Annotated in this window: 24 protein-coding genes and 1 riboswitch; of the genes, 4 read left to right on the forward strand and 20 right to left on the reverse strand. The window is 62.2% G+C overall.

The window, feature by feature from the left end; all coding sequences use genetic code 11:
• Positions 1-32 precede the first annotated feature (32 nt).
• The gene (locus tag ACR0AG_RS04435) at positions 33-506 is read left to right on the forward strand and encodes a rhodanese-like domain-containing protein (protein ID WP_480836766.1); all 474 of its coding nucleotides are present in this window, start codon (positions 33-35) and stop codon (positions 504-506) included.
• The gene (locus ACR0AG_RS04440) at positions 503-1,333 is read left to right on the forward strand and encodes a CE1 family esterase (protein ID WP_480836768.1); all 831 of its coding nucleotides are present in this window, start codon (positions 503-505) and stop codon (positions 1,331-1,333) included. Before ACR0AG_RS04435 ends, ACR0AG_RS04440 begins: the two co-directional genes overlap by 4 nt.
• Here ACR0AG_RS04440 and mdoH read toward each other — a convergent pair whose 3' ends face one another.
• From mdoH to cbiE, 13 genes are all read right to left on the reverse strand, one after another.
• Positions 1,334-3,205: a glucans biosynthesis glucosyltransferase MdoH gene (mdoH, locus tag ACR0AG_RS04445; protein WP_480836770.1), complete on the reverse strand. Its 1,872-nt coding sequence runs from the start codon at positions 3,203-3,205 to the stop codon at positions 1,334-1,336.
• A complete protein-coding gene (locus ACR0AG_RS04450; protein ID WP_480836772.1) occupies positions 3,202-4,701 on the reverse strand; it encodes an OpgD/OpgG family glucan biosynthesis protein in 1,500 nt (499 codons plus the stop codon). The genes mdoH and ACR0AG_RS04450 overlap by 4 nt, the downstream gene beginning before the upstream one ends.
• Positions 4,698-5,918 carry an OpgC family protein gene (locus ACR0AG_RS04455; protein ID WP_480836773.1) on the reverse strand — a complete coding sequence of 407 codons (1,221 nt, stop codon included), beginning with the start codon at positions 5,916-5,918 and terminating at the stop codon, positions 4,698-4,700. The genes ACR0AG_RS04450 and ACR0AG_RS04455 overlap by 4 nt, the downstream gene beginning before the upstream one ends.
• 28 nt (positions 5,919-5,946) lie before the next feature.
• Complete coding sequence (locus tag ACR0AG_RS04460) at positions 5,947-7,317, reverse strand: tetratricopeptide repeat protein (RefSeq protein ID WP_480836775.1); 1,371 nt, start codon at positions 7,315-7,317, stop codon at positions 5,947-5,949.
• A gap of 180 nt (positions 7,318-7,497) precedes the next feature.
• Complete coding sequence (locus ACR0AG_RS04465; protein ID WP_480836777.1) at positions 7,498-8,682, reverse strand: CaiB/BaiF CoA transferase family protein; 1,185 nt, start codon at positions 8,680-8,682, stop codon at positions 7,498-7,500.
• Positions 8,669-10,288 carry a thiamine pyrophosphate-binding protein gene (locus tag ACR0AG_RS04470; RefSeq protein ID WP_480836779.1) on the reverse strand — a complete coding sequence of 540 codons (1,620 nt, stop codon included), beginning with the start codon at positions 10,286-10,288 and terminating at the stop codon, positions 8,669-8,671. The genes ACR0AG_RS04465 and ACR0AG_RS04470 overlap by 14 nt, the downstream gene beginning before the upstream one ends.
• Positions 10,289-10,367: 79 nt before the next feature.
• Complete coding sequence (locus ACR0AG_RS04475) at positions 10,368-10,832, reverse strand: DUF302 domain-containing protein (RefSeq protein WP_480836879.1); 465 nt, start codon at positions 10,830-10,832, stop codon at positions 10,368-10,370.
• A 118-nt stretch (positions 10,833-10,950) separates the two neighbouring features.
• A complete protein-coding gene (gene cobF, locus ACR0AG_RS04480) occupies positions 10,951-11,691 on the reverse strand; it encodes a precorrin-6A synthase (deacetylating) (protein WP_480836781.1) in 741 nt (246 codons plus the stop codon).
• A complete protein-coding gene (gene cobA / locus ACR0AG_RS04485; protein ID WP_480836783.1) occupies positions 11,684-12,412 on the reverse strand; it encodes a uroporphyrinogen-III C-methyltransferase in 729 nt (242 codons plus the stop codon). The genes cobF and cobA overlap by 8 nt, the downstream gene beginning before the upstream one ends.
• Positions 12,409-13,737: a cobyrinic acid a,c-diamide synthase CobB gene (locus ACR0AG_RS04490; RefSeq protein WP_480836784.1), complete on the reverse strand. Its 1,329-nt coding sequence runs from the start codon at positions 13,735-13,737 to the stop codon at positions 12,409-12,411. The genes cobA and ACR0AG_RS04490 overlap by 4 nt, the downstream gene beginning before the upstream one ends.
• A complete protein-coding gene (gene cobM / locus ACR0AG_RS04495) occupies positions 13,730-14,524 on the reverse strand; it encodes a precorrin-4 C(11)-methyltransferase (protein WP_480836786.1) in 795 nt (264 codons plus the stop codon). The genes ACR0AG_RS04490 and cobM overlap by 8 nt, the downstream gene beginning before the upstream one ends.
• Positions 14,521-14,889: a cobalamin biosynthesis protein gene (locus tag ACR0AG_RS04500; RefSeq protein WP_480836788.1), complete on the reverse strand. Its 369-nt coding sequence runs from the start codon at positions 14,887-14,889 to the stop codon at positions 14,521-14,523. The genes cobM and ACR0AG_RS04500 overlap by 4 nt, the downstream gene beginning before the upstream one ends.
• Positions 14,886-16,085 (reverse strand): precorrin-6y C5,15-methyltransferase (decarboxylating) subunit CbiE, encoded by a 1,200-nt coding sequence (cbiE, locus tag ACR0AG_RS04505; RefSeq protein ID WP_480836790.1) that lies wholly within the window; start codon positions 16,083-16,085, stop codon positions 14,886-14,888. Before cbiE ends, ACR0AG_RS04500 begins: the two co-directional genes overlap by 4 nt.
• On the opposite strand from cbiE, the gene ACR0AG_RS04510 reads away from it, so the two are divergent.
• Entirely contained in the window at positions 16,084-16,815 is a 732-nt protein-coding gene (locus ACR0AG_RS04510; protein ID WP_480836792.1) for a cobalt-precorrin-6A reductase, read from the forward strand. The two genes, cbiE and ACR0AG_RS04510, sit on opposite strands and share 2 nt — an antisense overlap.
• Here ACR0AG_RS04510 and cobJ read toward each other — a convergent pair.
• The 7 genes from cobJ to ACR0AG_RS04545 are packed head-to-tail and all read right to left on the reverse strand — an operon-like array spanning position 16,806 to position 24,807.
• A complete protein-coding gene (gene cobJ / locus ACR0AG_RS04515) occupies positions 16,806-17,570 on the reverse strand; it encodes a precorrin-3B C(17)-methyltransferase (protein ID WP_480836794.1) in 765 nt (254 codons plus the stop codon). The genes ACR0AG_RS04510 and cobJ overlap by 10 nt on opposite strands.
• Positions 17,567-18,295: a precorrin-2 C(20)-methyltransferase gene (locus tag ACR0AG_RS04520; RefSeq protein ID WP_480836795.1), complete on the reverse strand. Its 729-nt coding sequence runs from the start codon at positions 18,293-18,295 to the stop codon at positions 17,567-17,569. Before ACR0AG_RS04520 ends, cobJ begins: the two co-directional genes overlap by 4 nt.
• Positions 18,292-18,921: a precorrin-8X methylmutase gene (locus ACR0AG_RS04525; protein WP_480836797.1), complete on the reverse strand. Its 630-nt coding sequence runs from the start codon at positions 18,919-18,921 to the stop codon at positions 18,292-18,294. Before ACR0AG_RS04525 ends, ACR0AG_RS04520 begins: the two co-directional genes overlap by 4 nt.
• Positions 18,921-20,042: a precorrin-3B synthase gene (cobG, locus tag ACR0AG_RS04530; protein WP_480836799.1), complete on the reverse strand. Its 1,122-nt coding sequence runs from the start codon at positions 20,040-20,042 to the stop codon at positions 18,921-18,923. The genes ACR0AG_RS04525 and cobG overlap by 1 nt, the downstream gene beginning before the upstream one ends.
• On the reverse strand, positions 20,039-23,371 hold the full coding sequence (gene cobN / locus ACR0AG_RS04535) for a cobaltochelatase subunit CobN (RefSeq protein WP_480836801.1): 3,333 nt from the start codon (positions 23,369-23,371) through the stop codon (positions 20,039-20,041). The genes cobG and cobN overlap by 4 nt, the downstream gene beginning before the upstream one ends.
• 3 nt (positions 23,372-23,374) lie before the next feature.
• Positions 23,375-24,430: a cobalamin biosynthesis protein CobW gene (gene cobW, locus ACR0AG_RS04540; protein ID WP_480836803.1), complete on the reverse strand. Its 1,056-nt coding sequence runs from the start codon at positions 24,428-24,430 to the stop codon at positions 23,375-23,377.
• Positions 24,427-24,807: a DUF1636 family protein gene (locus ACR0AG_RS04545; RefSeq protein WP_480836805.1), complete on the reverse strand. Its 381-nt coding sequence runs from the start codon at positions 24,805-24,807 to the stop codon at positions 24,427-24,429. The genes cobW and ACR0AG_RS04545 overlap by 4 nt, the downstream gene beginning before the upstream one ends.
• 87 nt (positions 24,808-24,894) lie before the next feature.
• Positions 24,895-25,098: riboswitch (cobalamin riboswitch) on the reverse strand.
• A gap of 111 nt (positions 25,099-25,209) precedes the next feature.
• Here ACR0AG_RS04545 and ACR0AG_RS04550 point away from each other — a divergent pair.
• Positions 25,210-26,199 (forward strand): NAD(P)-dependent oxidoreductase, encoded by a 990-nt coding sequence (locus ACR0AG_RS04550; protein WP_480836881.1) that lies wholly within the window; start codon positions 25,210-25,212, stop codon positions 26,197-26,199.
• Positions 26,200-26,267 lie beyond the last annotated feature (68 nt).

Below are 26,267 nucleotides of genomic sequence, written 5' to 3' on the forward strand. Positions count from 1 at the left end.
AGAACTTGCGCCAGAAGACAGGAGATCACGGCGTGGCGGAACAAACAAATCGAACCCGCAGGTGGGTGTTGATTGGCGGCGGCGCGGCCGTGGCCGCAGGCTTTGCCATTCGCGAGTACCGTCTGATCCCCGAAGCCCATGCCGGACAACGGATCACGGTCACCGAGGCCCATGATCAGGCGTTGCAAGGCGACATTCTGCTGGTCGATATACGTACACCCAATGAATGGCGCGCCTCGGGCGTGGGCGAGGGCGCGGTGCCTCTGGACATGCGGCGCGATGACTTCGTGACCGCGCTGGACGATCTGGTCGATGGCGACCAGGGCGCGGCCATTGCCTTGATCTGTGCGCGGGGTGTGCGCTCGGCCCGGTTGACCAACCGATTGATCGAAGCAGGATTTACCAACATCATAGATGTTCCCGAAGGCATGTTGGGCTCGGCGGCGGGACCGGGCTGGGTACGGGCCGGGCTGCCGGTTCTTGATTTTGATGAGGATACAGGATGATCCGAAATTTCAGCCTGGCAGCCGCGGTTGCCGTAGCGGGGCAAACTGCGATGGCCGGGTGTGCCGATCAGGAAACCGCGTGCCAGACCCCGATGGGTGAATACAACATCGAACTGCCCGCGCAGGCCGAGAATGCGCCGCTGATGGTGTTTCTGCACGGCTATGGCGGCAGTGGCACCGGCACGATGCGCAACCGAGGTATGGTCGAGCCGCTGCTGGCGCGGGGATACGCGGTGATGGCGCCCGAAGGTTTGAAACGCGACCGCGAAGGTGCGCCGCAAAGCTGGAATTTCTATCCCGGCTTCGGGGATCGTGATGAAACGGCCTTTTTGACCGAAGTGGTCGAGGATGCAGCCGAACGGTTTGGCATCGACCCTGACAGGGTGCTGCTGGGTGGTTTTTCGGCGGGCGGGTTCATGGTTAATTACCTCGCCTGCGATGCGCCCGACACGTTCTCGGCCTATGTGCCGGTCTCTGGCGGGTTTTGGCGCCCGCATCCTGAAAGCTGTGATGGCCCTGTGCGGCTGTTCCATACTCATGGCTGGATTGACAACGTTGTACCGCTGGAAGGGCGGGTGCTGGGAGGTGGCAGGTTTCAGCAGGGCGACATCTTTGCCGGGCTGGAGATTTGGCGCGAAGCAAACGGCTGTACCGATGACAAACCATCGGGCTTTAGCACAACAGATCAGTTCATGCGTCGCCGCTGGGTCAATTGCACCGATGACGGCGGTGTGCTGGAATTTGCCCTGTTTCCCGGTGGCCATTCCGTGCCGCAAGGATGGTCTGACATGATCATCGACTGGTACGAAGGCCTGCCCGGCAGCTGATCATTCTGCCGGGGTCAGGTTGCCTTTGCCCTCAACCAACCGCTTGAGCTCGTCCCGGTACCGGCGGGCAGAGCGGGTGATTGCAGGCTCGTTGACATCCTCTCGCATACCGACCATGCGCCGTGCTGCCCCGGCAGAGACACCGCTGAGCGCAGAAAGCGGGATGGCCAGAGCAAGACTGATTGCAATCGGGGCAAGCCAGACCGAAACCAGGCCGGACAGAATGCCCGCCGTCAAAGCCAAACCGCTGACAGTTTCCAGCGCATGGCACAGCACCAGCGTGCGCAGCCCATAGCTGCCGCCATCGCGAGCCTGCGGGGACCAACCTTTTTGGATGCCGAAGGCGGTGCGCAACACGGCGATCATCTGTTGCACCATCAGGATCGGTGCGTAGAGGATCGACAATACGACCTCGGCCAGGAACGAGGTCAGGAATTTGTGACGGCTTCCGAACTCGGCATATCGCACCCCGCTGAGGGGCAGGGCCAATACGCCCAGAACCTTGGGCGCCAGCAACATGGCATACATCACCAGAATGATCAGTACGTGACGGGTTTCCGACATCTCGGGCCATTGCGGGAACAGCGGATTGTCGGGGCTGAAGTAATAGAGGACCGACGCCTCTTTGCCCTGACCGATCAGGGCCCACATCACCAGCAGCGCAAACCACAACGGTGACATTAGATAGCCGACAGCACCGTGGAACATATGGAACCGCGACACCGCCCGGAACCCGCTGGAGCCCAGCAGTTTCAGATGCTGCAAGTTGCCTTGACACCAGCGCCGGTCGCGCATCGCGTGGTCGATCAATGTGGGCGGCGTTTCTTCGTACGATCCGCGAATGCGCGGCAGAAACCGCACGGCCCAGCCTGCACGACGCAAGAGACCTGCCTCGACAAAGTCGTGGCTCATGATCAGTTTGTCCTGCCCGCTGAACGAGCGCAGCTTGGGCAAGCCCGCGCTGGTGGCAAAGGCTTTGGTGCGGATGATGGCGTTGTGACCCCAATAGTTGCCCTCTTGCCCGCACCAGCGGGCCAGGCCTTCTGCAAAGGCAATGCCGTAGACGCCGTTGGCAAACTGCTGCATGCGGGCAAAGACCGACTGCGCGCCGATCAGCTGCGGATAGCTTTGGATCAGGCCAGCCCCCGGATCCCGCGCCAGCGCATCGGTGAGGCGGGCAATGGCGCGGCCAGTCATCAGGCTGTCCGCGTCCAACACCAGCATGGCGTCCCAATCCGCGCCCCAGCGGCTGACCCAGTCGGCGATATTGCCAACCTTGCGGTCGGTATTCTGCTCACGGCGGCGGTAATACAGTTCCAGCCCCGGTGCCAACGTGGTGCGCAACGCCTCGACACTGGCCTGTTCCTGCGCGGCTATTTCGGGGTCGCGCGTGTCCGACAGGATGAACATCGCATAGTGATGCCGACCGCCACGCGTTTGCAGGTCCTCCAGCATGGTGCGGGCATTGCCCAGCACGTTCCAGGGCACCTCGTTATAGACCGGCGTCAGCAGGGCCACGCGCAAGGGCTGCGCGGTCTGGTCCCGTTTCGGCGCATCCTGCCGCGACAGCGAGACCATGCCCAGCAGGACGGTGCAGACGGTGAAGGAAATCCAGAAAAAGTTGAAGGAAATCAGCGCCAGCAGGATGCCTTCGACCAGATTGATGCCTTCGGCACCGAACCAGTCGCTCATGACCCACAACAGCCCCAGAGTTGCGGCCATGGCAGGAGAGAAGGCCAGCGCCCGCCAAAACCCGGCCGACGGCGTGCGCGTATTTGAGGGCGCGTCCGCGTCGCGGAACCCAGCGCTGAAATCCTGCGCGGGCATCGCCAGAGGGGCCTCTGGCGGCATGATATGCAGATCGCGGCTCATGTGGTCCAACGGTACAACCAGACCTCAGAGGCCGGTTGTTTGTCTTTCAGCAATTGCGCGCGCAGTTCCACATGGTTGCGCTCGCCGGGTTCAAAGGAAAACGCCAGCCGCAAACCGCCGGTGTCGGGATTGCGTTGCAGCACTCCATCCGAGGTCTCGGCATGGGGCGAATCCACAAAGATGGTCATGGCGTCGACATCGTCGAACAGATCGCTGGCCTCGAAATCGATCACCGCCAGGCGTCCCTCGCCAAAGGTATTGTCGCCCATAGCTGTGTTGATGACGCGTGGCATCGGCGTGCGCTGTGGTTCCTCGCCCCAGATCAGGCGATAGGACAGGTCAACCTGGCTGCCAGCGGCGTAAGGATCAGACGGACGCCAGTAAGCGACAATGTTGTCATAGATTTCCTGATCCGCTGGGATTTCGACCAGAGTGACCGAGCCTTTGCCCCAATCCCCGTTGGGTTCCACCCACAGGCTGGGGCGTTTGTGGTAGTTCGCTTCAAGATCGGCGTAATCCGAGAAGGCGCGCTTGCGCTGCATCAGGCCAAAACCGCGGGGGTTGGTGTCGACGAAAGACGATACCTGCAGGCGGGTCGGGTTTGCCAGCGGGCGCCAGATCACTTCGCCTGCGCCATTGCGGACCAGCAGCCCGTCGCTGTCATGCACCGCTGGGCGGAAATCGTCAAAGCGGCTGTGATTGGTCTGATCGAACAGGAACATCGAAGTTCCCGGCGCGATGCCCACATGCAGCAGCTCTTCGCGTGGGAACAGCGTCGCCTCGACATTCATGATGCAATCCTGCCCCGGCGTGATTTCAAACCGGTAAGCGCCGCTGACACTCGGGCTGTCCATCAGCGCGTGGACAACCATGTCTCGCTGCCCGGGTGCAGGCTTTTCTAGCCAAAAGCGGATGAAATCGGGAAATTCCTCTCCGTCGGGATCGCCTGTTTTCAGAGCCAGCCCGCGCGCCGAAAGGCCATACGCCTCGTGCAGACCGATGGCGCGGAAATAGCTGGCACCCTGAAAGACGCAGAACTCGTCCGTCAAACCCGGACGGTGCATTTCGGCCCGCAGCCGGAAGCCCGAAAACCCAAGGGATTCGTCTGCCGGCAAGGTGGGCACATCCTCGCTTTTGGTGAACATGTCCAGATCGAAGGCCACCGGCGTGACCTGTTCATGGTCGACCACGGAAATCTGAACCGCGCGCGGGAAATACAGGCCGGGCGCAAAGAAATCGACTTCGAACGGGGTTTGCGTGTCGTACCAAAGCCCCTTTTCCAGTTTGAACCGGATCGAGCGATATTGCTGATAGGTCAGGTCCTGCCATTCCTGCGGCACCATCTCGCGCTTGGCATAAGGGCGACTGGCCAGATCGCGGGCCATCTCGATTACGACATTGCGGTCGAACGGGGCCTCGCCGCCGGTAGCATATGCAGACGGGGCAAGGGCCAGAGCCGTTGACGAGGCCAGAAATGCGCGACGGGTAAAGTTCATTTCTTCGACTTCCAGGGTTGTGACTTGAACCACGCGGCCAAATAGGCCACGCCGATGATCATGGCAAAGCCAATCATGTTGGCTGCGAAGACCGGGGCGAATTCCCGCCCAACCTGATCCAGGGCCACGCCGATCAGACGGGCCATGGCCATGGAAAATACAAACACCGCAAGGGATTGCTGGCCGACCTTGGTGATCACGGCCAGCACGTTTTGCCAGGCGCGCGCTCCCAGGCTGTGCCCGGTGGCAATCAGGCGGTGGCCCTGCGCGCCCGCGGCGACCCAGCCCAGATAGGCAAGTGCCAGGAAATGGAGATACCGCAGCAGGCCGAACTCTGTTTTCGGGCGGAGCTCTTCCGTCAGAGGCCAGACCGGGCGCAGAATCTCTCCTAGACTAGGGGCAGCGTCATTGATCCATGAGAACACTTTCCAGGACCCGAACGGCGCGGAAAGCATCAGAAAGCCCGCAGCCAGCCAAATCAGGGTTTTCGACACCGGCGGGGCGGGTATCCAGCCACGCATGAAGGCAAAACCGGTGAAGAACAAAAGCTGCCAACCAAACGGGTTGAAGAACCATTTTCGGTCGGACCAGGGTTCTGCCGGAAGCCCCAGCACGCCGAATTGCGCCACGAACCAGATGCCCACGCAGGCCGCCGCCATCAGCCAAAAGCTGACGCGATAAAGCGCCATGTATAGCGGCATCAAGGCCAGAACGACCAGATACATCGGCAGAATGTCAAAGTAGTTCGGCACATAAGTGAGCGTGAATATCCCCACCATTTGCGAGGCCGGATCCTTGAAGAAATGCTGCAGGTTCAGCGACGAGATATAGGTTTTCTCGAACGATCCGCTTTGATCCAGCGCAGCCATCGTCATTGCGACGAAGAAAAACAGGCAAATATGCGCCCAGTAGACCTGCCAAATCCGAAAGGCGACGCGGGCTGTGCCCATCAGCCAGCCCTTTTTCATGAACGCCCCGCCAAATGCGATGGCCGAGGCCATGCCCGAGCAGAACACAAAAATCTCGGTCGCGTCCGAGTATCCGAACCGCGCTGGAATCCACTTGGACCAGGGGTTGCTGGGGATATGGGCAATCAGGATGATGAACATCGCGATGCCGCGATAGAAATCCAGCCGCGGGTCGCGCGTGCGGGCCGGCGTTGCGGCAGGGGCTGCCGCAACCGGTGCAAAATCAGAAGAGGGCGATATGGTCGCCATTCGGTCTTGGTCCTTTTAGGTCTTGTCGTTATTCGGCTGGGACGCTTTGGGCGTCGTCGCTGTCCCGGGCCGCGTCGATCAGGGCGCGGCGCGCGATGGCATAGTTGTCCTCGCCTCCGGCCCGTTTTGCGCGGCGATCGTCCAGGATGCGCTCGACATCATCCAGACGCCCCGCCCGAAGGCCCGAGTCGATTGTGATGCGCTCGAATACATCACGTTGGGCGTGGCTTCCACCCGCCAGTTGCATTCCGTCGCGCGCAGTCGACAGAAAATCAAAGGCTTGCCCGTAAAGCCCGTCACCAAAGGCCTCAAGCCCTTTGGCTGCGGCGACGCCCGGATCAGACATGCGGATCGGGGTGTCGCCCTGATTGCGCTGTGCGTCCTTCTGGATGCGCTGCAGCATCTTGCCGGTCGCGTCACCGCGATTGTCACCGGTCAACGCCAGCAGATAGTGCAGGTCGGCAAAGATCAGGCAGCCATCCTCGGTCCGGTTGGCGCTCAGATCTGCCAGTTCTTCCCAGCGGCTGCCGACATTGACGCCTTCCAGCTCAAGTCGCGACAACAGCGAGGTCGCGTTCGAGATATCGCGGTAATCGTCTGTCTTGTCCTTGCGGATATGCTGGTCATACAGCTCCATCACCTGGTCGACCTGACCCAGATCCAGATGCATCAGCGCCTTGTGCCACCACACATGATAGCGGAAGTTGTTACAATGGGCCCAGGCAGCCTCGCGCCCGGCCAGCCAATCCAGCCCCAGCTGCGCGTTGCCGGTCATTTCGTGCACATGCGCCACCGCGTGCAGACCCCAGGCATCATCTGACACCATCCACAGCGCCTGACGCCCCGCAATCTCGGCCTTTTCATAGGCTCCGGTTTCCTCGAGCGCGAAGGAATGGCAGCCCAGCAGATAGCCGCGACCGGGGTGGTCCGGGGCATAGGCGGGCATCACGCGTTCAATCGACCGGCGCATGCCTTCGGCATCGCCCAGCACAAACCGTGTTGCGTGGCTGAGCTTCATCGCCAGGCTGTCTTCGGGATGGGTGCGCAGGACCTCTTCGAATTTCTGGATCGCTTGCGAGGGCAGATCGGCCAGATACATCTCAAGCGCTTCGACATAAAGCGTCTCGCGTGCTGAGATAGGCTGCCGCTGCATCGCGGCTTTGGCGGCTGTCAGGGCGTCTTGGGCTACCGCGATCATCTCGCGCCGCCCCAACAATACCATGAACAGACCTTTGACCGCATGGCCCAGCGCAAAGTCGGGCTCAAGCTCCAGCACTTTGCCCAGATGCTGCGGGGTGACGGCAGCATGCGCCATGAACCCAAGCAGAACACCATCCCATGCCTCGACACTTGCCGGCTGGGTCAGGGTGTTCATCTGTCCGAAAACGTCTTGTTTCATTCTTGGGTCCAATCTGATTGAGTAATCTGACACTGTTTGATGTAGCAGAGTGTGCAGCGGCGTCGTATCAGTATCGACCCTGCTCTCGAATTGGTGAAAAGCCGTGTGTGCAAAAAGTGAATAAATCCGCCGATTCAACGACATGTTTCAGCAACTTGCCGCCTAATTGGGCAGAGTGTTTCAATCTTCGAAGGGGTTCTCTGCGTTCAAAACGGCCTGGGTATCGGCCCCGCAAACAGGCGGAGCACTGCGATATGTTACAGGCGTGCGCGACAGGTTGAGCGGATTTCCGATCAGGTTCACCTCTCCGGGCTCTGCCTGCATCGAGATTTGCATGGCGCGTGCGGCAACCTGTTCGGTGGCAAAAACCTGATCCATCGTCTGCACCGGGCCAACCGGAACCTTCAACGCCTCAAGCCCTGCAATCACATGTGCGGTCTGTCGTGCCCTGACCGCAGGGTTCAGCAGAGCGTTCAGCGCGTCGCGATTTTCCAGCCGGGCAGGGTTGGTGGCAAATCTGGGGTCGTCTGCAAGATCCGGCTGTTCGATGAAGTCGCAGAAGCGTTTGAACTGGCTGTCATTTCCAACCGCCAGAATCACATGCCCGTCGGCGGTTTCGTAGACACCGTAAGGCACGATGTTGGGATGCCCGTTGCCGCGCCGCTGCGGTACGCTGCCCGAGGTCAGATAGTTGACACCTTCGTTGATCAACCAGGCAACCTGTGCGTCGACCAGGGCAAGGTCGATCTGCTGGCCTTCGCCGGTCTGGTCGCGGTGGCGCAAGGCCGCCAGAATACCAACGGTCGCGTACATGCCACACATCACATCCGCAATGCCGACGCCAACTTTCATCGGCGCGCCGTCGGGATCGCCGGTCAGAGACATGATCCCGCCATAGCCCTGAGCCATCAGATCATATCCCGGCTTGCTGGCGTTTGGTCCGGTTTGGCCATAGCCCGAGATCGAGCAATAGACGAGCCCCGGCAAATCCTTGGACAGGCTGGCATAATCCAGCCCGTATTTGGCCAGGCCACCCGGTTTGAAATTCTCGATCAGGATATCTGCATGCGCGGCCAGCCGCCGAATCTCGGCCTGTCCTTCGGGCGACGAGATATCCAGGGCGACGGATTTCTTGTTCCGGTTGGCAGACATGAAATAGGCGCTCAGGTCCGATGGGTTGCCATCGGCATCCGTCACATAGGGGGGCCCCCATTGTCTGGTGTCATCCCCCCCGGTTGCGGGGTTTTCGATCTTGATAACGGTGGCACCCAGATCCCCCAGCAGCTGCGTGCAGGTCGGTCCGGCCAGAATACGCGAAAGGTCCAGAACCTTGACGCCCTGCAGCGGTCCCTTAGATGCGGCCATCATATCCCCCACGCTCAATCTCTGCGGCGATCACTGTGAAACGGTCGGCTTTGACCGCCGCGTCCAGTGCCGCGCGCAGTTCTGCGCGGTTGCGTACCGTATGTCCATAGCCCCCAAAGGCGCGGCCCATCGCGGCATAGTCGTGGCGGTCGAAATCGACCCCGCGATTGCCCATCTGCCGTTGGCGCTGTTTCAACTCGATCAGTGCAAGGCTGGCATCGACAAAAACCAGAAAGATCGGGTTACCGCCCATCTCTGAGGCGGTCGAAAGCTCTCCGGCGATCATCAAAAAGCCTGCGTCACCGGAAAAACTGATCACCGGACGATCAGGTTCGACCAATTTCAGACCAATGGCCATGGGCAAGGCACAGCCCATGGTGCACAGTGCCGAGGATTGGATCAGCCCGCGTTCTTCGCCGCACTCCCACATCTGGCTCAGCAGGATGCGATGCGCGCCGCTATCGGCGGTGGCGAGCGTTTCGGCGGGCAGGGCGGCGCGGGTCTCGGCGATCACACCGGCGGGGCCCCATTCGTCATCGGTTGGAAACGCCTTCGCCAGCGCTGCCTTGACCTGAGCAGGCTCATCCGCGGACCAGGTCTGCCGCGCCGGATTGCCTTTGGCGATGGCTTCCAGCGTGGCCCCGGTATCTGCCACCAGATTAAGGCCCGCCTGATGCATATAGTGGTCGTTGACCACTGCGGAAATGTCGATGACCCGCTTTTCCTCCGGATCCCAGATCTCGCGCCAGCCGGGGCGCATCTCGATCGGATCGTAGCCAAGGCACAGGACCAGATCGGCCTGCTTGACCAGCGGCACAAGATGGCTGTCTGCCAAGGGCGACAATCCCGCAGCGCCCAGGCACAGCGGATGATCCTCGGGCACCACGCCTTTGGCCTTGTAGGTGGTGACAAAGGGAATGTTGAAATGCTCAAGGAAGGCCCGGACGATACAGCGGGAATCGTCATAAAGCACATCAAGCCCCACGATCGCCAGCGGACGTTCCGCATCAGCGACCCAGCGGCGGGCTTTTTCCAGGCATTCGCCTTCAGGCGCGACAGGTGCAGTTTTGGCCAGGCGGCGAGGTTTCACACCAGAAGCAGGCGTATCGGCGACCGAGATCGGTACGTCGATATGCACCGGACCGGGACGCGGCTGATTGGCAAGCGAGACCGCCTTGTCGGCAATGATATCTGCGCCTTTGGCGGTCAGCGTAAACGTGCCTTTGGTGATCGAGCGATAGACCTGCCCGTGATCCATGACCTGATGGGTATAGGTCAGCGCCTCATCCGCATCGACACAGCCCGTCAATACGATCATTGGAACCCGGTCCTGCAACGCGTTGGCCACGACATTTATGCCGTTCATCGCGCCGGGCCCAAGTGTCGCCACCAGAATGGCGGGGGCTCCATCGCGGTGATGCACCGCCTCGGCCATGAACCCGGCTGCGTTTTCGTGCTTGGTCAGGTGAAAGGTGATCCCGGCCTTTTCCAGCGCATCAACAAGTGTCAGGACCTCGCCACCAGGCATACCGAACGCATGTCGGCACCCGGCCTCGTACAAACGTTGGGCCAAAAGGTCCGCGGCGCGGGGCGTGGGGTCTTGCATGAGGTGTGCTCCGAATTCCTGTTCTCTAAGCAAATTGCGGAGGATCGCACCGGACGCAAGCGGGTTCACGCCAGTGTGACTATTTGACTGCGGTTTCAGCGACGGATTGGAACTTTGCGTCCAATTCCTGCGCGATGTCCATCAGGGGTTCGCCTCCTTCGTAAACATAAGGCGCAAACACATAGCTGGGTGTCTTGTAAGACAGTGTCGCAGTGCCGTCTTTGTTTTCGGTGACATAGAACCGGATCGGAGCTTCGATCATTGCAGCGGTCGAGGTTTCAAGCACGCGAACGGCGTAATCGTTGTTGAACGCCCCGATCACGCGGTTGCCCGGGATGGTAATTCCGCGTGACGCCGCCGCCTTGGTTGGGCCAGCCTGAGTTACCACGATCAGCCCGTTATCCTTCACCGCCGAAACCGTGTCGGCAACAAGTTCTGAATAGGGTTTGCCCGACGGGTAGATCGCCCAACCTTCCTGAGGTTGCAGATCGCCCGCAAGCGCGGGGAAAGCCAGCAGGGAAAATACGATCGCAAGCAGTTTCATCATCCAACCCTCTTTGCGTGATCCGAGTACGGTGATGCCAGAAATCATGCCATCGCGCATTCACATTCTTGTGGCAGAGTCAGAATGCGTGCAATTCGCCCGTTGGCACCCGGTTGGATCAGCTTGTCCGGCTCAGCAAATAGATATCCATGATCCAACCGTGATCGGCGCGCGCTTTGGCACGGGTTTCAAGGATTTTCCCCGACACATCCGACAGCGGGCCGCTGATCAGAATCTCTTCGGCCATGCCCACATAGGCCCCCCACCAGATCTCATACTCCGCCATGTCCAGCGTCTGGAACGAACATTCTCCGTCCAGCATGACCGCCACTTTCGAGGCGCCGTCGGGCCAACCCTCATCACGCAACCGCCGACCGGTCGTGACAACATAGGGCGCGCCGAGGTCGTTGATCGGGATGGCATGTGCCGCAGTCAGTGCCTGAAGGGCAGTGATGCCGGGGATCACCCGTGTTTTCGGCTGTGGAGAAAGCCGCGCTGCAATGCGCAGCGAGCTATCATAGAGCGACGGATCTCCCCAAATCAGCAGGGCTACCCGATGGGCGTCAGGATGTGCGGCGATGGCTTCTTGCCAGCGTATCGCGATTGCATCGTGCCACGCCTCAACCCCCTGCAGATACCCGTCATCCGATCTGCGCTTGGGAATGTCAAAATAGGCGAGCTGTGGTTTGTTCTCCACCACTTGCGCGATGATCTGCTCGCGAACTCCTGCCAGATCGGCCTTGTTCTCCCCTTTGCGCGGGATCAAGATCAGGTCAGCCGCGCGAATAGCCTCGGCGCCCTGAAACGTCACGTGATCGGGATTGCCGGTTCCGATGCCAATCAGGACCAGCTCATCCATCGTCGAACTCCGCAAGCGGACCATAGAGGATCAAGGCCGGGGCTGTCCCAAACTCGGCGCGCAGCTTTTCGGACAGCGCTCCAATTGTTGTCCGGTGCAGCACTTGGTCGGGGGTCGACACCGCCTCGGCCAACAGGGCAGGCGTATCCAGCGACAGACCATGTGCATGCAGCGTGTCAACCAGCAGCGGGAAAGTGCGTTTGCCCATGAACACAACGGTGGTGGCATCGCCATCGGCCAGCGCCGTCAGGTTCAGGTCTTCGGGCAACTTGCCGCTGACATCGTGCCCGGTGACAAACTGCACCCGCCGTGCCGTCAAGCGTCGAGTCAGCGGTATTCCTGCTGCCGCGGCTGCCGCGACGGCCGAGGGCACCCCGGGGATAATCTCATAGCCGATACCAGCTTCGCGCAAAGCGACAAGCTCTTCTTCCAGCCGTCCGAACATGCCGCCGTCGCCCGACTTTAGTCGAACCACCCGCTGACCGGTCTGGGCGTATTCGACCAGCAACCGGCTCACATGGTTCTGTTTGGGTGAGGGGCGGCCAGCCCGCTTGCCCACACCAACCAGATCGGCATCTGCGCGCGCATGCCCCAAAATCGGACCGCTGGAGAGGTCGTCGAACAGAACCGCATCGGCTCTTTGCAACCGATCTACGGCCTTCAAGGTCAGTAACTCGGGATCGCCGGGCCCTGACCCGACGAACGAGACAAACCCGCTCATGCCTGTGCCTCGGCGATCAGGTGGAAGAATGTGCCGGTGACGTTACCGCGGACCGAGCCTGTTTGCGGCCCTTCTGCGCCTTCCGCGTCAAACACCCGTGCCAGCGGTCCATCGGGCTGTTCAACGATGGATGAATAGTGGAACTCATGCCCGCGCAGGGCGCTGCCGGCTTCAAAGCCCGGCATGGGCGCGATCAGTTCGGCCTTGCGATACCCCAGGTTGAACTTGCGCTTCTGATAGGAAGTCACCAAACCCAGCAGCCCCGCCATCTGGTGGCTTATGCCGTCCTTATCGATCAATGCCTGCCCAAGCGCCATATAGCCACCGCATTCGCCATGCACGGGTTTGGTCTGGGCATGTTTGCGCAACCCGGACTGGAAATTTTGCGCCGCAGCCAGCGTGCCGCCATGCAACTCGGGATACCCACCGGGCAACCAGACCAGGTCGGCATCCGGGCTCGGAGCCTCATCCGCCAGCGGCGAAAACGGCAGCACTTCGGCGCCCGCTGTGCGCCATCCTTCCAGCAGGTGCGGATAGGTGAACGAAAACGCCGCATCCCGCGCCAGTGCGATGCGTTGGGCCGGGGGCCGCGGCAGCGCGGCGGACGATGGCCCAATCGGGCCTGAGGACGCCGCCCGTTTGATCGCCTCAAGATCGACGTGTTCGCGCAGAAACGCAGCATAACCCACAATGGCGCTTTCCAGATCAGGATGTTCGACCGCTTGGATCAGACCCAAATGCCGTTCGGGCAAGGTCAGATCACCGCGCCGGGGCAGCACACCCAGCACGGGCAGGCCCGCGCGCTCCATCCCAAGCCGGGTCAAGCGTTCGTGCCGGGGGCTGGCGCATCGGTTCAGGATCACGCCGGCAAATGGCAGATCGGGGTTGTACATCTTGAACCCCAGTGCCGTGGCCGCCGCCGATTGCGCTTGACCGCCTACATCCAGCACCAGAACCACGGGCCAGCCCATGCGCAGCGCGGTCTCTGCGCTGGTTCCATGCCCCAGCTCTCCGGGTTTGGCCACACCGTCGAACAGGCCCATCGAGCCTTCGGCGACCACGATATCCGCACCGTCAGCCTGTGACGAGATGGCGTTCAGCAGCGGCGGGCCCATGGCCCAACTGTCCAGGTTGAACGAGGCCCGACCCGCCGCCGCGCGATGAAAGGCGGGGTCGATATAGTCTGGCCCGCTCTTGAACGGCTGCACGGCCAACCCGTCTTCGGCCAGCGCTCGCAGCAGGCCCAGCATGACCGTTGTCTTGCCCGTCCCAGAGGACGGCGCCGAGATCAAAAGGCCCGGAGGGTTCGTCATCGGGTCATTCATCCTCGGGGCTCCAGCTTGACCACGGGCTGTCGGCGCTTTGCGGGCGATAGCGGCGGTCATAATCTTTGGAATACAGACAGCTTTCGTCGAACCCTTCACCGGCTAGCGCGGGACCCACCATGATCAAGGCGGTGCGCGAGATGCTCTCGTCCAATGCTTCTTTCAAGGTCTCCAAAGTGGCGCGGATGATCCGTTCATCCGGCCAGCTTGCGCGATAGACAACGGCCACCGGGCAATCGGCCCCGTAAGCCGGGGTCAGATCGGCGATGACACTGTCCAGATTGCCAATCGACAGATGAATAGCCAGCGTTGCCCCGGTGCGCGCGAAGTTTTCCAGCGTTTCACCCTCTGGCATGGACGAGGCGCGGCCCGGTGTCCGGGTCAGCACCACTGATTGCGCCAGCCCGGGCAGGGTCAATTCGGTCCCAAGCGCGGCGGCAGCGGCAGCAAAAGACGGCACACCAGGCGTCACGCTGACCGGAATGCCCATCGCTTTCAACCGTCGGATCTGCTCGCCCATGGCAGACCAGACCGACAGATCGCCCGAATGCAGCCGCGCGACGTCGTGACCGGCCTGATGGGCGGCTTCGATCTCGGCCATGATCTGGTCCAGATCCATCGGCGCGGTGTTGATGATCTTTGCGCCTTCGGGGCAGTGGCCCAAAATTTCCTCTGGCACCAGCGATCCCGCGTAAAGGCACACGTGGCAAGAGGCGATGATATCGCGCCCGCGCAGGGTCAGCAGGTCGGCGGCGCCCGGTCCGGCGCCGATGAAATGAACGGTCATGTTTGTCCTCCGATGGCGATGGCGCAGGTGGCCAGCCGGTCGTGTGATATCTGTCTTGGCGCCAACAACCGCGCACCCGCACCGGCAGCAGCCAGCGCCGAGGCCTCGGACACGCTGCCGGTGCCATGAGTTGCCCGGCTGCGGTTGGAACAGGTCAGGGTGCGCTGCTCGGCCAGATCGGCGGGCGCAACCAGATGCAGGGGCAGGGCTAGTGTTTCTGCCAATTTCACCAATGCGGGATGCCCCTGCTTGCCGGCAGCTGTCGCCAAGGCGTCCACCGCGTGATCTGCGGCTGCCGAGTCATAGGCTGACCGCAAGCTTTCCGCGGTTGCGGCGGTTGAAAATCCAAATCCTGCGACGATCATAGCGTGACGCTCCACTGCACCACCGGATAGGCCGACTTCCAACCGCGTTTTGGGCCAAGCGGTGCTGCATGAGACAGTTCGATGCGCAGCAAAGTGCCGCCCAGCTTGGCCTGCCAAGCCGCCAATATCGCCTCGCTTTCCAGCGTTACTGCATTCGCGACCAGCCGGGTTCCGTTGGGCAAGACACCCTGCAGCGAGGTCAGCAGATCATCGCTCAGCCCGCCGCCGATGAACACGACATCCGGCAGGGCAAGCCCATCCAGCGCGTCTGGCGCGGTCCCGTGCACAACGCTCAGCCGGTCCTGCCCCAAAGCGTCGGCATTGCGCCGGATACGTTCCGCGCGATCCGCGCGTGGTTCGATCGTGGTTGCGGTCAGGCTGGGGTCACACATCAACCATTCGATACTGATCGATCCGGTCCCGCCGCCGATATCCCAAAGATGCTCACCCCGTTGCGGCGCCAGTGCCGACAGGGTCAGGGCGCGAATTGGCCGTTTGGTGATCTGCCCGTCGCTTTCGAAAATCTCGTCGGGTTTTCCGGATGCTTTGGGCAAGGCCCGGCCCTCACCCGCGACCTCAAGGCCCACACATACCGGGTGTTCAAACGAGCCCAGCAAGGCTTCGGTCAATGAGACCGAGCGGGCGCGTTCGCGCGGGCCACCCAAAGCCTCCATCACGTGCAGTTGCGTGTCGGCAAATCCGGTCTCGGTCAGGTACTGCGCCAGCTCAGCCACCGCCGCGCCGTTTCGCAACAGCAAGATGGCGCGCAGCCCCGGCGACAGATGCGGACGCAAGCGGGTCAGGGGGGCTGCGTGCAGGCCAAAGGTTTGCGTGGCCTCCAACGGCCATCCCAGCCGAGCGGCGGCCAGGGAAAAGGTCGATTGACCCGGCAATGCCACCCATTCACCCGCGGCAAAATTTCGCGCGATGACCGAGCCCGCGCCAAACCAGAACGGATCGCCAGAGGCCAGCACAACCACCCGCGACCCGCGCAGCCCTTGCAATATCGTCAGACCGTCTGCGTAAGGCACCGGCCATTCGATCCGGCGCGCGCCAACCTCTGGCAGCAGCGACAGGTGACGGGGCGGGCCCATGATGATTTCTGCGCGGTCCAGCACTTGACGGCTTGCGGCAGACAGGCCATCTGGCCCATCTTCGCCCCAACCCAATACGGTCAGCCACGGAGCGTCACGCATGCCAAACCTCCTGATCCTCGGCGGCACGACCGAGGCCAGCGCCTTGGCCAAAGCCGTTTTCGAACAAGGGATTACGGCGGTCTATTCTTATGCCGGACGCGTCGACAAACCGCGCCCGCAGCCACTGCCGGTTCGGGTGGGCGGTTTTGGTGGACCCGAGGGTCTGGCCGGATACATTCGTCAGAATGAAATCACCCATGTGGTGGACGCGACCCATCCGTTTGCAGCCCAAATGAGCCGAAATGCGGTTGAAGCGTGTCGCGAAACGCAGATTTCGCTTGCAGCGCTGACGCGTGCGGCCTGGACCGCTCAGCCCGGTGATACGTGGCAGCATGTGCCTGATATCACTGCAGCGGTTGAGGCGCTGGCTGGCGCGCCGCAGCGGGTTTTCCTGGCAGTCGGCCGGATGCACATTGAAGACTTCGCAGTCCAACCCCAGCACCATTACCTGTTGCGGCTTGTGGATGAGCCGGACACAGTGCCCTTGCCGAACGCAGAGGTCGTCGTGGCGCGCGGGCCGTTTTCCGAGGCCGAAGATCGCGCCTTGTTGCAGCGTCATGGCACGCAATTGGTGGTCTCCAAAAACGCCGGTGGTAGTGGTGCGCGTGCCAAGCTGGATGCGGCGCGGGCGCTGGGTCTGCCGGTTCTGATGATCGACCGACCTGAAATGCCGCTGCGGATCGAGCTGTCGACAGTTGCGCAGGTTTTGGACTGGCTGGCTCATCCCTGATCCTTATCAGGGGTAAAGCGCGGCGTGTAGACAATGGGCGCACCAGCACGTTCAATCATGCGGGTGCGGGACGAGCCAACAATCGCCACCGTCTGCATATCCGCCATATCGGCTGTTGCCTCGGCTAAGGTCGATATGCGCAGCGTTTCGTCCGCTCGCGACACCGCGCGGGCAAACAGGATCAGCCGCTCGGGCTCACATTCCTCGCGTAGGATTTCCAGCGTTTTAACAAAGCCTTCCGGGCGAGACTTCGAGCGCGGATTGTAGAAAGCCATCGAGAAGTCTGCCTGCGCAGCCAGCCGCAGTCGTTTCTCGATCAAGGCCCAGGGCTTGAGGTTGTCGCTGAGGTTGATGGCGCAGAAATCGTGACCCAAAGGGGCACCCGCCCGCGCCGCCGCCGCTAGCATGGCGGTGATCCCCGGCAGAACATTGATCTGTATGTCACGCCACTCGTCGGGCCCATTTTCCAGCGCCTCAAACACTGCCGAGGCCATCGCAAAGACACCCGGATCGCCGGACGACACCACGACCACTCGTTTGCCTTCGGCGGCCATTTGCAAGGCGTGTTGGGATCGGTCGATCTCAACCCGGTTGTCGCTGGCATGCAGGGTCAGACCAGGGCGTTCCGCCACACGTGCGACGTAGGGGATGTATCCGACCACATCGGTTGCCTCGGCCAAAGCATTTGTGACTTCGGGCGTTATCAACGCCTCGTCGCCGGGGCCCAGGCCTGCGATCTTGACCCATCCGCTCATGGCCGTCGTCCCTGACCGTGCACCAGAATGATCGAGAAGTATGGCGTGATCCCCGCGCAATTCTCGGAGAGTTTACAAACCCTTTGGTTCGGCATCTGAGCGTATTCCACGATCCAGGCGCGGTCAAAAAGACCGGCTGATTTTAGCGCCCGCGTTACCTTGTCGATATTGCGGCCGATCTTCATCACCACAAGCGCGTCGGTTTGGGCCATGCGTTTGGCCAGAACCTCTTCGGGCAGTGTTCCAGCCAGCACGGTCAGGATATCGTCGCCCCAGGTGATCGGGTCACCGGTGGCGGTCCAGGCCCCGGACATTCCGGTGATTGCCGGCACGACATCGACATGAATTAAGTCGCGCAACCTACTGTAAAGATGCATGAAAGATCCGTAGAAGAAAGGATCTCCTTCGCACAGAACCACAACGTCCTTGCCTTGGTCCACAAGCGCCCTCAAGTGATCTGCGCAGTCTTCGTAGAATTTGGACAGCAGCTCGTTATAGCGCGGATCCGTAACCGGGATTTCCGTGGTCACCGGGTATTCCATCGGAAATTCAACGGCACCTTCGGGGAGCATCCCGTTGACGATCTTGCGCGCCTGACCGCTGCGCCCGGGTTTGCGGAAAAACGCCACATGGCTGGCATTGCGCAACAGGCGATCGGCCCGGACACTCATCAGGTCGGGGTCACCGGGGCCGAGGCCCACACCGTATAGGGTGCCGCTGCTCATTCCGCGCGGCTCGCGATGGCGTTGACGGCCGCGACGGTGATGGCACTGCCACCCAGACGGCCTTTGACGATGCAGGACGGAACCGGCTGGGCAGCCCACAAGGCATCCTTGGATTCGACCGCGCCGACAAAGCCCACCGGGCAACCGATGATGGCGGCGGGGCGCGGGCAGTCGGGGTCTTCCAGCATGTTCAGCAGATGGAACAGGGCGGTGGGCGCGTTGCCGATGGCGACCACAGCGCCCTTCAGATGTGGCCGCCACAGTTCAAGGGCGGCGGCGGATCGCGTATTGCTCATCTGTGCGGCCAGAGGGCGCACGGCTTCGTCATGCAGGGTGCAGATCACTTCGTTCTCGGCGGGCAGGCGGAACCGGGTGACACCTTCGCTGACCATGCGCGCATCACACAGGATCGGCGCGCCTGCCTCCAGCGCGGTGCGGGCGGCGGATACGAAGCCGGGTGAGAAATGCACGAACTCCTCCAGCCCGACCATCCCGGCGGCGTGGATCATGCGGACAGCGACCTGTTCCTCATCCGCATCAAAGCGGGCCAGATCGGCCTCGGACCGGATGGTGGCAAAGCTTTGCTTATAGATCGCCGCGCCATCGGTTTCGTAAGTGTAGGGCATCAGGTGAAGTCCATGGTCATAAGTGTTTCTGCGGTCAGGCCGGTCTGGCAGGGCTCATCCCCCGCGCGGCCCTGTTTGACAAGATCAAATCGCCCGCCATGTCCGATCAGAGTGATATCGGCAGCCCCCATCCGGGCGCATCCCTTAGCGCAACCCGAAACATGCAGGCTGCCGGGGATACGGGGGGCCAGCGCACGGGCTATGTTGCGGGTTTCCACCTGTGCCTGCGGGCAGAGCGGCGCGCCGGGGCAGGCGTCGGTGGTCATAAGCGGGTCGGTGCCGTCCGTGACAAAGGCTGGGGCAGGTATCGCCGCCCCGCCTTCCAGTAGGATCAGCCGCCACGGCGTGACCCGCAGGGCAGTCGCGCCGCTTTTCTCGATCAACTCAGTGAGCTTACGCGCAGGCAATTGACCGAACACGGCGCCGTAGAGCGTTCCTTGCGCACAATCGCCGGGTTCAAGCGCAGTTCCAACCGGTCCTGGCGCGCTCCCCTGCCATGTCTGCGGCAGGGCTGACACCACACGCGCCATGCGGCGGGTCTTGGGGGTGTGGGTCCGGGCGAACCATTTGGCCAGCGCGATCGTTTGGTCGATGGCCTCAGTCTCTGAGACGGCTCGCCCGGTCTTTGCCCCGTCTGCGCGCAGGATCAGGCCATCCATGCCGGGCTCCAACCGGATATCCGCCGAATTCCCTGTCAGCAGGCGTTCGGGTCCGGTGTCCACTGCAAACCCGAACTTGGCGGGCAGGGCGGGCAGTTCCGCCAAGCGGTCTATCAATTCCTGCGTCAGTCGCGCGGTCAAATCGCCCGGCTGATAAAGCGGTGAGACCAGAATGTTGCGCCGCACCTCGATGCCCGGTTCGGCATCCAGCAGGTCCAGCGCGGCCAGGTCCGACAGCAACGGCTGATGATCGTCCTCGTCCACGCCGCGCAGTTGCAGGTTGGCGCGATTGGTCAGGTCGATCGTGCCGTTGCCAAAGCGTTCCGCCAGATCACACAGACCTACGACCTGCTCCGCCGTCAGGCGCGCCAGCCGGGGCCGCACCCGCACGACCAGCCCGTCGCCCGACATCATGGGCCGATGCGCGCCGGGGCACCAGCCCTGTACGATGGGCGCGCTCATCGCAACCCCGCCAGATCAGCGCGGATCGAATTGCGGCGCGTGTCCCACAGCCCCGCCTCCAGCAAGGCGCGGAACCGGTCCTGCATGGCTTGATGGGCCTGCGGGTTGGCCTGCGCCAGAAAGGCATCTACCTCGGCATCGCCCAGCGTGGCATCGTGGTAGAGATCGAACAGATGCGGCGCGACGGTGCCGGACAGATGCGCAAAAGACGCCATGTGATCCAGCGTCGCCGCGATTTCCGCCGCGCCCCGGAATCCATGTCGCTGCATCCCGGCGATCCAGCCGGGGTTGGCGGCGCGGGCGTGGACCACGCGGCTGATTTCTTCGGGCAGGGTGCGGGCGCGCGGGTTTTCGGGATTGGTGTTGTCCAGATGGTACAGCTGCGCGCTGCCGCCGGTGATCTTCTTGGCCGCTGCGAACCCGGCCTCATGGGTGGCATAGTCGTTGGCCAGCAACAGGTCGGTCTCGGTCAGGTCTTGCAGGTGGACAAAGCTGTCCGCTTCGGCGACGCGCTGCGTGATGCCGTTCCTGTCCTGTCTGATATGCTCGCCTTCCAGCGCAAAGGAACTGGCCTCCAGCCACGCCTCACCCGCCTGCGTGCGGGCCTCGTCGGTGTAGGTTTCCGACAGGTGGGTCATGTTCAGGCCATAGCTGCCGGGGGCGGGGCCATAGACGCGCGGCGTTGGATCCTGACCGGCATAGGGGTTCCAGTCGGCGGCCTCATCCCGTGCGGAGAGGGCGCGGATGGCCTGACCATAGAGCGCAGACAGCGTCGGGAATACGTCGCGGAACAGGCCCGAGACCCGCAGTGTCACGTCCAGACGCGGGCGGCTGAGATCGGTGATCGGCAGAACCTCGACCCCCGAGACTCGTTCCGACCCCTTGTCCCAGTTGGGTTTGACGCCCAGCAGGTGCAGCGCCATGGCAAATTCTTCCCCCGCCGTGCGCATTGTGGCCGAGCCCCACAGATCGACGATCAGACCTTTGGGATAGTCGCCTTCCTCCTGCAAATGCCGCCGCACCAGTTCCTCGGCCAGCTTCACCCCCTGGGTATAGGCGGCGCGAGTCGGCACCGAGCGGGGGTCGGTGGTATAGAGGTTCCGGCCCGTTGGCAGCACGTCCGAGCGGCCACGATAAGGCGAGCCGGACGGACCGGCCTCGATCCGTTTTCCAGCCAGCGCATCGATCAGGGAGCTGCGTTCGGCATGGGCCGAGTGGGCGGGGTCGAAATTGCCCATGACCTCCGGCATGCGGCCATAGATATGCAGCCCGTCACCGAACTGGCTTTCCTTGATGTCACAGACAAAGCGGTCGATGCGGGTGATCGCCTCGGCGGTGCAGGTGGCCTGATCCAGACCCAGATCGTTTTCCAGCCCGATCGCCTGCGCCTCGTCCCGGATATCCTCCTGCAACCGGTCGCGGCGCTTGGGGTCCAGGCCATCGGCGTTCGAGAATTCGTCCAGCAGCGATTCCAGCCGCACCATCCGGTCGGGCGTACCGCTTTCCTTCAGCGCAGGCGGGATATGGCCCAGCGTCACGGCCCCGATCCGGCGCTTGGCCTGCGCGGCTTCGCCGGGGTCATTGACGATGAAGGGGTAGATGACGGGCAGGTCGCGGATCAGCGCCTCGGGCCAGCATTCATTGCACAGGGCGACGGACTTGCCGGGCAGCCATTCCAGCGTACCATGGGCGCCAATATGGATCAGAGCATCTGCGCCCAAACCTTTGCGCAGCCACAGGTAAAACGCCACGTAGCTGTGGCGCGGGGTGCGCGACAGGTCGTGATAGTCATCATCGCGCAGCTCAGGCGTGCCACGTTCAGGTTGCAATGCGACCAGAGCTTTACCTCGGCGCAGGGCGGTGAAATGGAATGCGCCGTCCGCAAATGTCGGATCGTCCTGTGGTTGGCCCCAGACAGTTTGCAGATCTGCGCGCAGGTTTTCGGGCAGGTCGGCAAGCGTGGTTTGATAATCGGCAAGGGGCCATGAAATCCGCGAGTTCAGCAATTCCGCGGCAAGGTCTTCACCCGTTTCCCGGGGTGGTAGCCCCGGATCGGGTCGGTCGCGATCCTCGGTTTTGAAACCCTGCGTTTCAAGATCGCTCAAAATGGCCTCGGCCGAGGCCAGCGCGTCCAGACCCACGGCATGGGCCATTTGCCAATCCTTGCCGGGATAGGTGGACAGAACCAGCGCCGGGATCTGTTCGGCCTTCGGTGTATCGCGCAGGCTCAGCCAACCAGAGACGCGGTCGATGACGGCCTCGATCCGCTCGGCCTCGGGGCGGTGGGCAAAGCGGGAATATTCCAGATGGGGATCGCGTTTGCTCGGTTCCTTGAACGAGACTATGCCCGCGTTGATCCGCCCGTCCACCTCGGGCAGCACCACATGCATGGCAAGGTCGGCGGGGGACAGGCCGCGTTCGGCCTCGGCCCAGGCTTTGCGGCGCGAGGTGGCGAGGGCGACCTGAAACACCGGCACGTTGGCAGCATCCAGGGGCGAGGTGCCCGACGCGCCCTTGCCCGAGAACGAGGTGGCGTTGACAATCGCCGATGGGGCCAGCGCGGTGATGGTCTCGCGCAGCCAGTCGGCGGCGGCGGGGGCTTTGAGCGAGGGGGCAAACAGGCCAACCGCATCAAAGCCGCGTTCCCGCAACCTGCGGATCAGCGCCGCAACGGGCGCGGTGTCGGCAGAAGTCAGATAGGCCCGGTAGAAGGTCACGAGGATACGGTGCGCAGCGCCTGCAAAGGCGGCATCCGCCGGAATCACGCCCCGGTCGGGGCACCACGCGCCGCATTCCGGGATCGTCTTGGCCCCCATCACCGGCCCGGCATAGAGCCCCGCCGCCAGCGCCATCTGCGCCAGAGCGGCCTGTGCCGCGACCTCTCCACCCGTGTCACACAAATGCGCCAGCCGCCGCAGGGTCGAGACGGGTAGGGTGGAATAGTCGTCCAGCCGCGTATCTTCACGCCCGTCGGCGGGCAGGACGGCCAGCGCGATTCCCTTGGCCTGTGCCAGCGCCAGAACCTGCTGCAACCCGTAGGACCAGTACGGCACCCCGCCGATCAGGCGGATCAGGATGCCCTTGGCCCCCTCCAGCGTCTGTTCGACATAAGTGTCGACAGACAAAGGATGTTTCAGCGCCGTCAGATTGGCCAGCCGCAGGGTCGGCATCCGCCCTTCGGCCCCGCCGCCACGATGCCAGCCCGCCGCGAAAGCGCCAAGGTCGCTGTCGGAAAAGGACAGCACCACCAGATCCGCCGGGCTTTGGCCCAGATCGGTGGGGGTCTCGGTTTCCTCTAACCCATGGCTTTCGCGGAAGACAACGTGCATGACTTACTCGGCGGGCTCGGTCACGCCTGCAAGGAAATCGCGGATTTCAGCCTCTTTGATGTCGTCATGTTCGGCGATGACGACCAGGCGCGAGCGGCGATCTTCGCCGGGCTCCCATGGTCGGTCGTATTGATGGCGCACGCGGGCACCCACGGCCTGCACCAGTAGGCGCATCGGCTTGCCCTGAACAGCGGCGTACCCCTTGACGCGCAGGATGTTCAGCTCATTGGCCAGACGTTCGATTTTGGCCACCAGCGCGGCAGGATCGGTCTGTTCCGGCAACTCGACGATGATGCTTTCGAAATCGTCGTGTTCGTGATCATCATGACCATCGTGGTGGCTGGGACGCGCGTCCATGTCGTCTTCGGCGGCAGCCTCAAGCCCCAGCACGACGCGCACGTCAACCGCGCCTTCGGCAACCTCGACCACGGGCAGGGGGCGCGGAGCCTCGGCGGCGATGACCTCTCGTGCCTTGGCAACACCTTCGGGACCGGCCAGATCGGGCTTGGTCAGCAGGATGATATCGGCGCAGGAAATCTGATCCTCGAACACTTCGGACAGGGGCGTTTCGTGGTCAATCGAGTCATCTGCCAGACGCTGGGCGTCCACCGCCGCCACATTCGGCGCAAAACGACCGGCGGCCACAGCCTCGGCGTCGGCCAGAGCGATCACGCCATCCACGGTGATCTTTGACCGGATATCCGGCCAGTCGAACGCTTTCAGCAGCGGTTTGGGCAGCGCGAGGCCGGAGGTTTCGATCAGGATGTGATCAGGGCGCGGCTCCAGCGCCATCAGTGCCTCAATCGTGGGGATGAAATCATCGGCCACGGTGCAGCAGATGCAGCCATTGGCCAGTTCCATGATGTTTTCCGCCGGGCAATCCGGGATGGCGCAGGATTTCAGGATATCACCATCTACACCCACATCGCCGAACTCGTTGACCACTACGGCCAGACGCTTGCCCTGCGGGTTCTGCATCAGGTGGCGCACCAGTGTGGTCTTGCCCGAGCCCAGAAAGCCGGTGATCACAGTAACGGGGAGTTTTTCCAAGTTGCTCATTTCAGGGCTCCAATCGGGGGAATGCGGGCCGCACAGTTTTTGCGGAAATGTTCGGGGCGTTCGCGCCATTTGACCAGACCGTCCTCGGTGGCGAGGTATTTGGTCGCGCCTTCAACGATGGTTTCGACATGGTCGGATTCGTTGAGGTGCTCGTAGACAAAGGTCCAGCGATCTGGTCCGCCGCGCAGCACGATCGAGCAGCCCTCATCACAGTTCGACAGGCATTCCACTGCTTTCAGTGTGATCCCTTGTGGCAGGTCCGCCTGCTCAAGCGCTTTGTGCAGTAGGGTTCCGGGCCGTTCGGCGTCATCCTCGACAGGTAGTCCACGGCGACAGGTGGTACAAACCAGCAATTCGACCGGAGTTACGTCGGTCATCTCTCATCCCCCCAATAGGTTTCGGGGGACGGGGTTTCATGCGGGCCACGCATTGACATGGACCCAACACCGGAACACCCCGTCCGGTTTCAGTTTCGGGTGTTGGCAGGTCTCCCGGCTTGAGGATGTCAGGGTATAACCCTGTCGGATGTCCCGCCTTCCCGGCTTGCGCCAGTGGCTTTGGGCACCCTCTCCGTTCACGGTCGCGGGGGCGGCTGCGTTTGACGGAAAACCCGCTGACGCATTCCCTTTTCATCTGCTCTCACAGACACCAACAGAAGGGACATGCGGCACGCGCAGGCGACTTGTCAAGCGCGATACGACCCCTTGGGCAGCGGTAGGGTGAAAAGCGACCTGACAGCGTCGCTAGGCGGCATGAATACCTGCACCGCACATGCTGCCATGACCAAAAGCGCGAATAGGGAGTTGCGTGACATGAAAGTAGGATTCATCGGATTGGGAAATGTCGGCGGCAAGCTGTCGGGATCTCTGCTGCGCAACGGAATCGATCTGACGGTCCACGATCTGAACGCGGAATTGGTCGCCGAATTTGTCGAAAAAGGTGCCAAAGCGGCTGAAAGCCCCGCGCAGCTGATGCGCGATTGTGATGCTGTCATCACCTGCCTGCCATCACCTGCCGCCTCGGACGCGGTCATGCAAGAGATGCTGGTCGAGGTCAGGCCGGGCAAGATCTGGATGGAGATGTCGACCACTGACGAGGCCGAGGTCAAACGTCTGGGTGCCATGGTCATAGAACGGGGCGGCGCAGCCGTCGATTGCCCCGTGTCGGGCGGATGCCATCGCGCGGCCACCGGCAATATCTCGATCTTTGCGGGCTGTGATCGGGCAACGTTTGAAAGGATATTGCCATTTCTGACCAAGATGGGGCGGCGTATCCTGCATACGGGCGAATTGGGCTCGGCCTCGGTTCTGAAAGTGATGACCAACTATCTGGCCACCGCGAACCTGATCACCTGTGCCGAAGCGCTGGTGACGGCCAAAGCCGCAGGGATGGACCTGAACACGACGTATGAGGCCATCAGGATCTCGTCAGGTACGTCCTTTGTGCACGAGACGGAAAGTCAGGTCATATTGAACGGGTCGCGCGATATCTCGTTCACGATGGATCTGGTCAAGAAAGACATTGGCCTGTTTCAGGACGTGGCCGACCGTGCCGGCGTGCCGCTTGAAATCAATCCGCTGATGATCAAGATTTTCGAGGACGGCATCGCCCGGTTTGGCGAACGCGAGCTGTCGCCCAACATCATCAAACGCCTGGAAGAAGCGACAGGTCTGGATATCCGCGCGCCCGGTTTTCCACCGGAAATGACAGATGATGAACCCGAAGAGCCGGGTTACGAAGTTGTTCCCGGAAATCGCGCGGTTGTGTAGCAAAAAAGGCCAAAGCCATGCGCCCGAATGGGGCGCATACCGGTTGGACAAGGGCGCACCGGTCCTCT

It is taken from the genome of Ruegeria sp. H6, assembly GCF_056532975.1.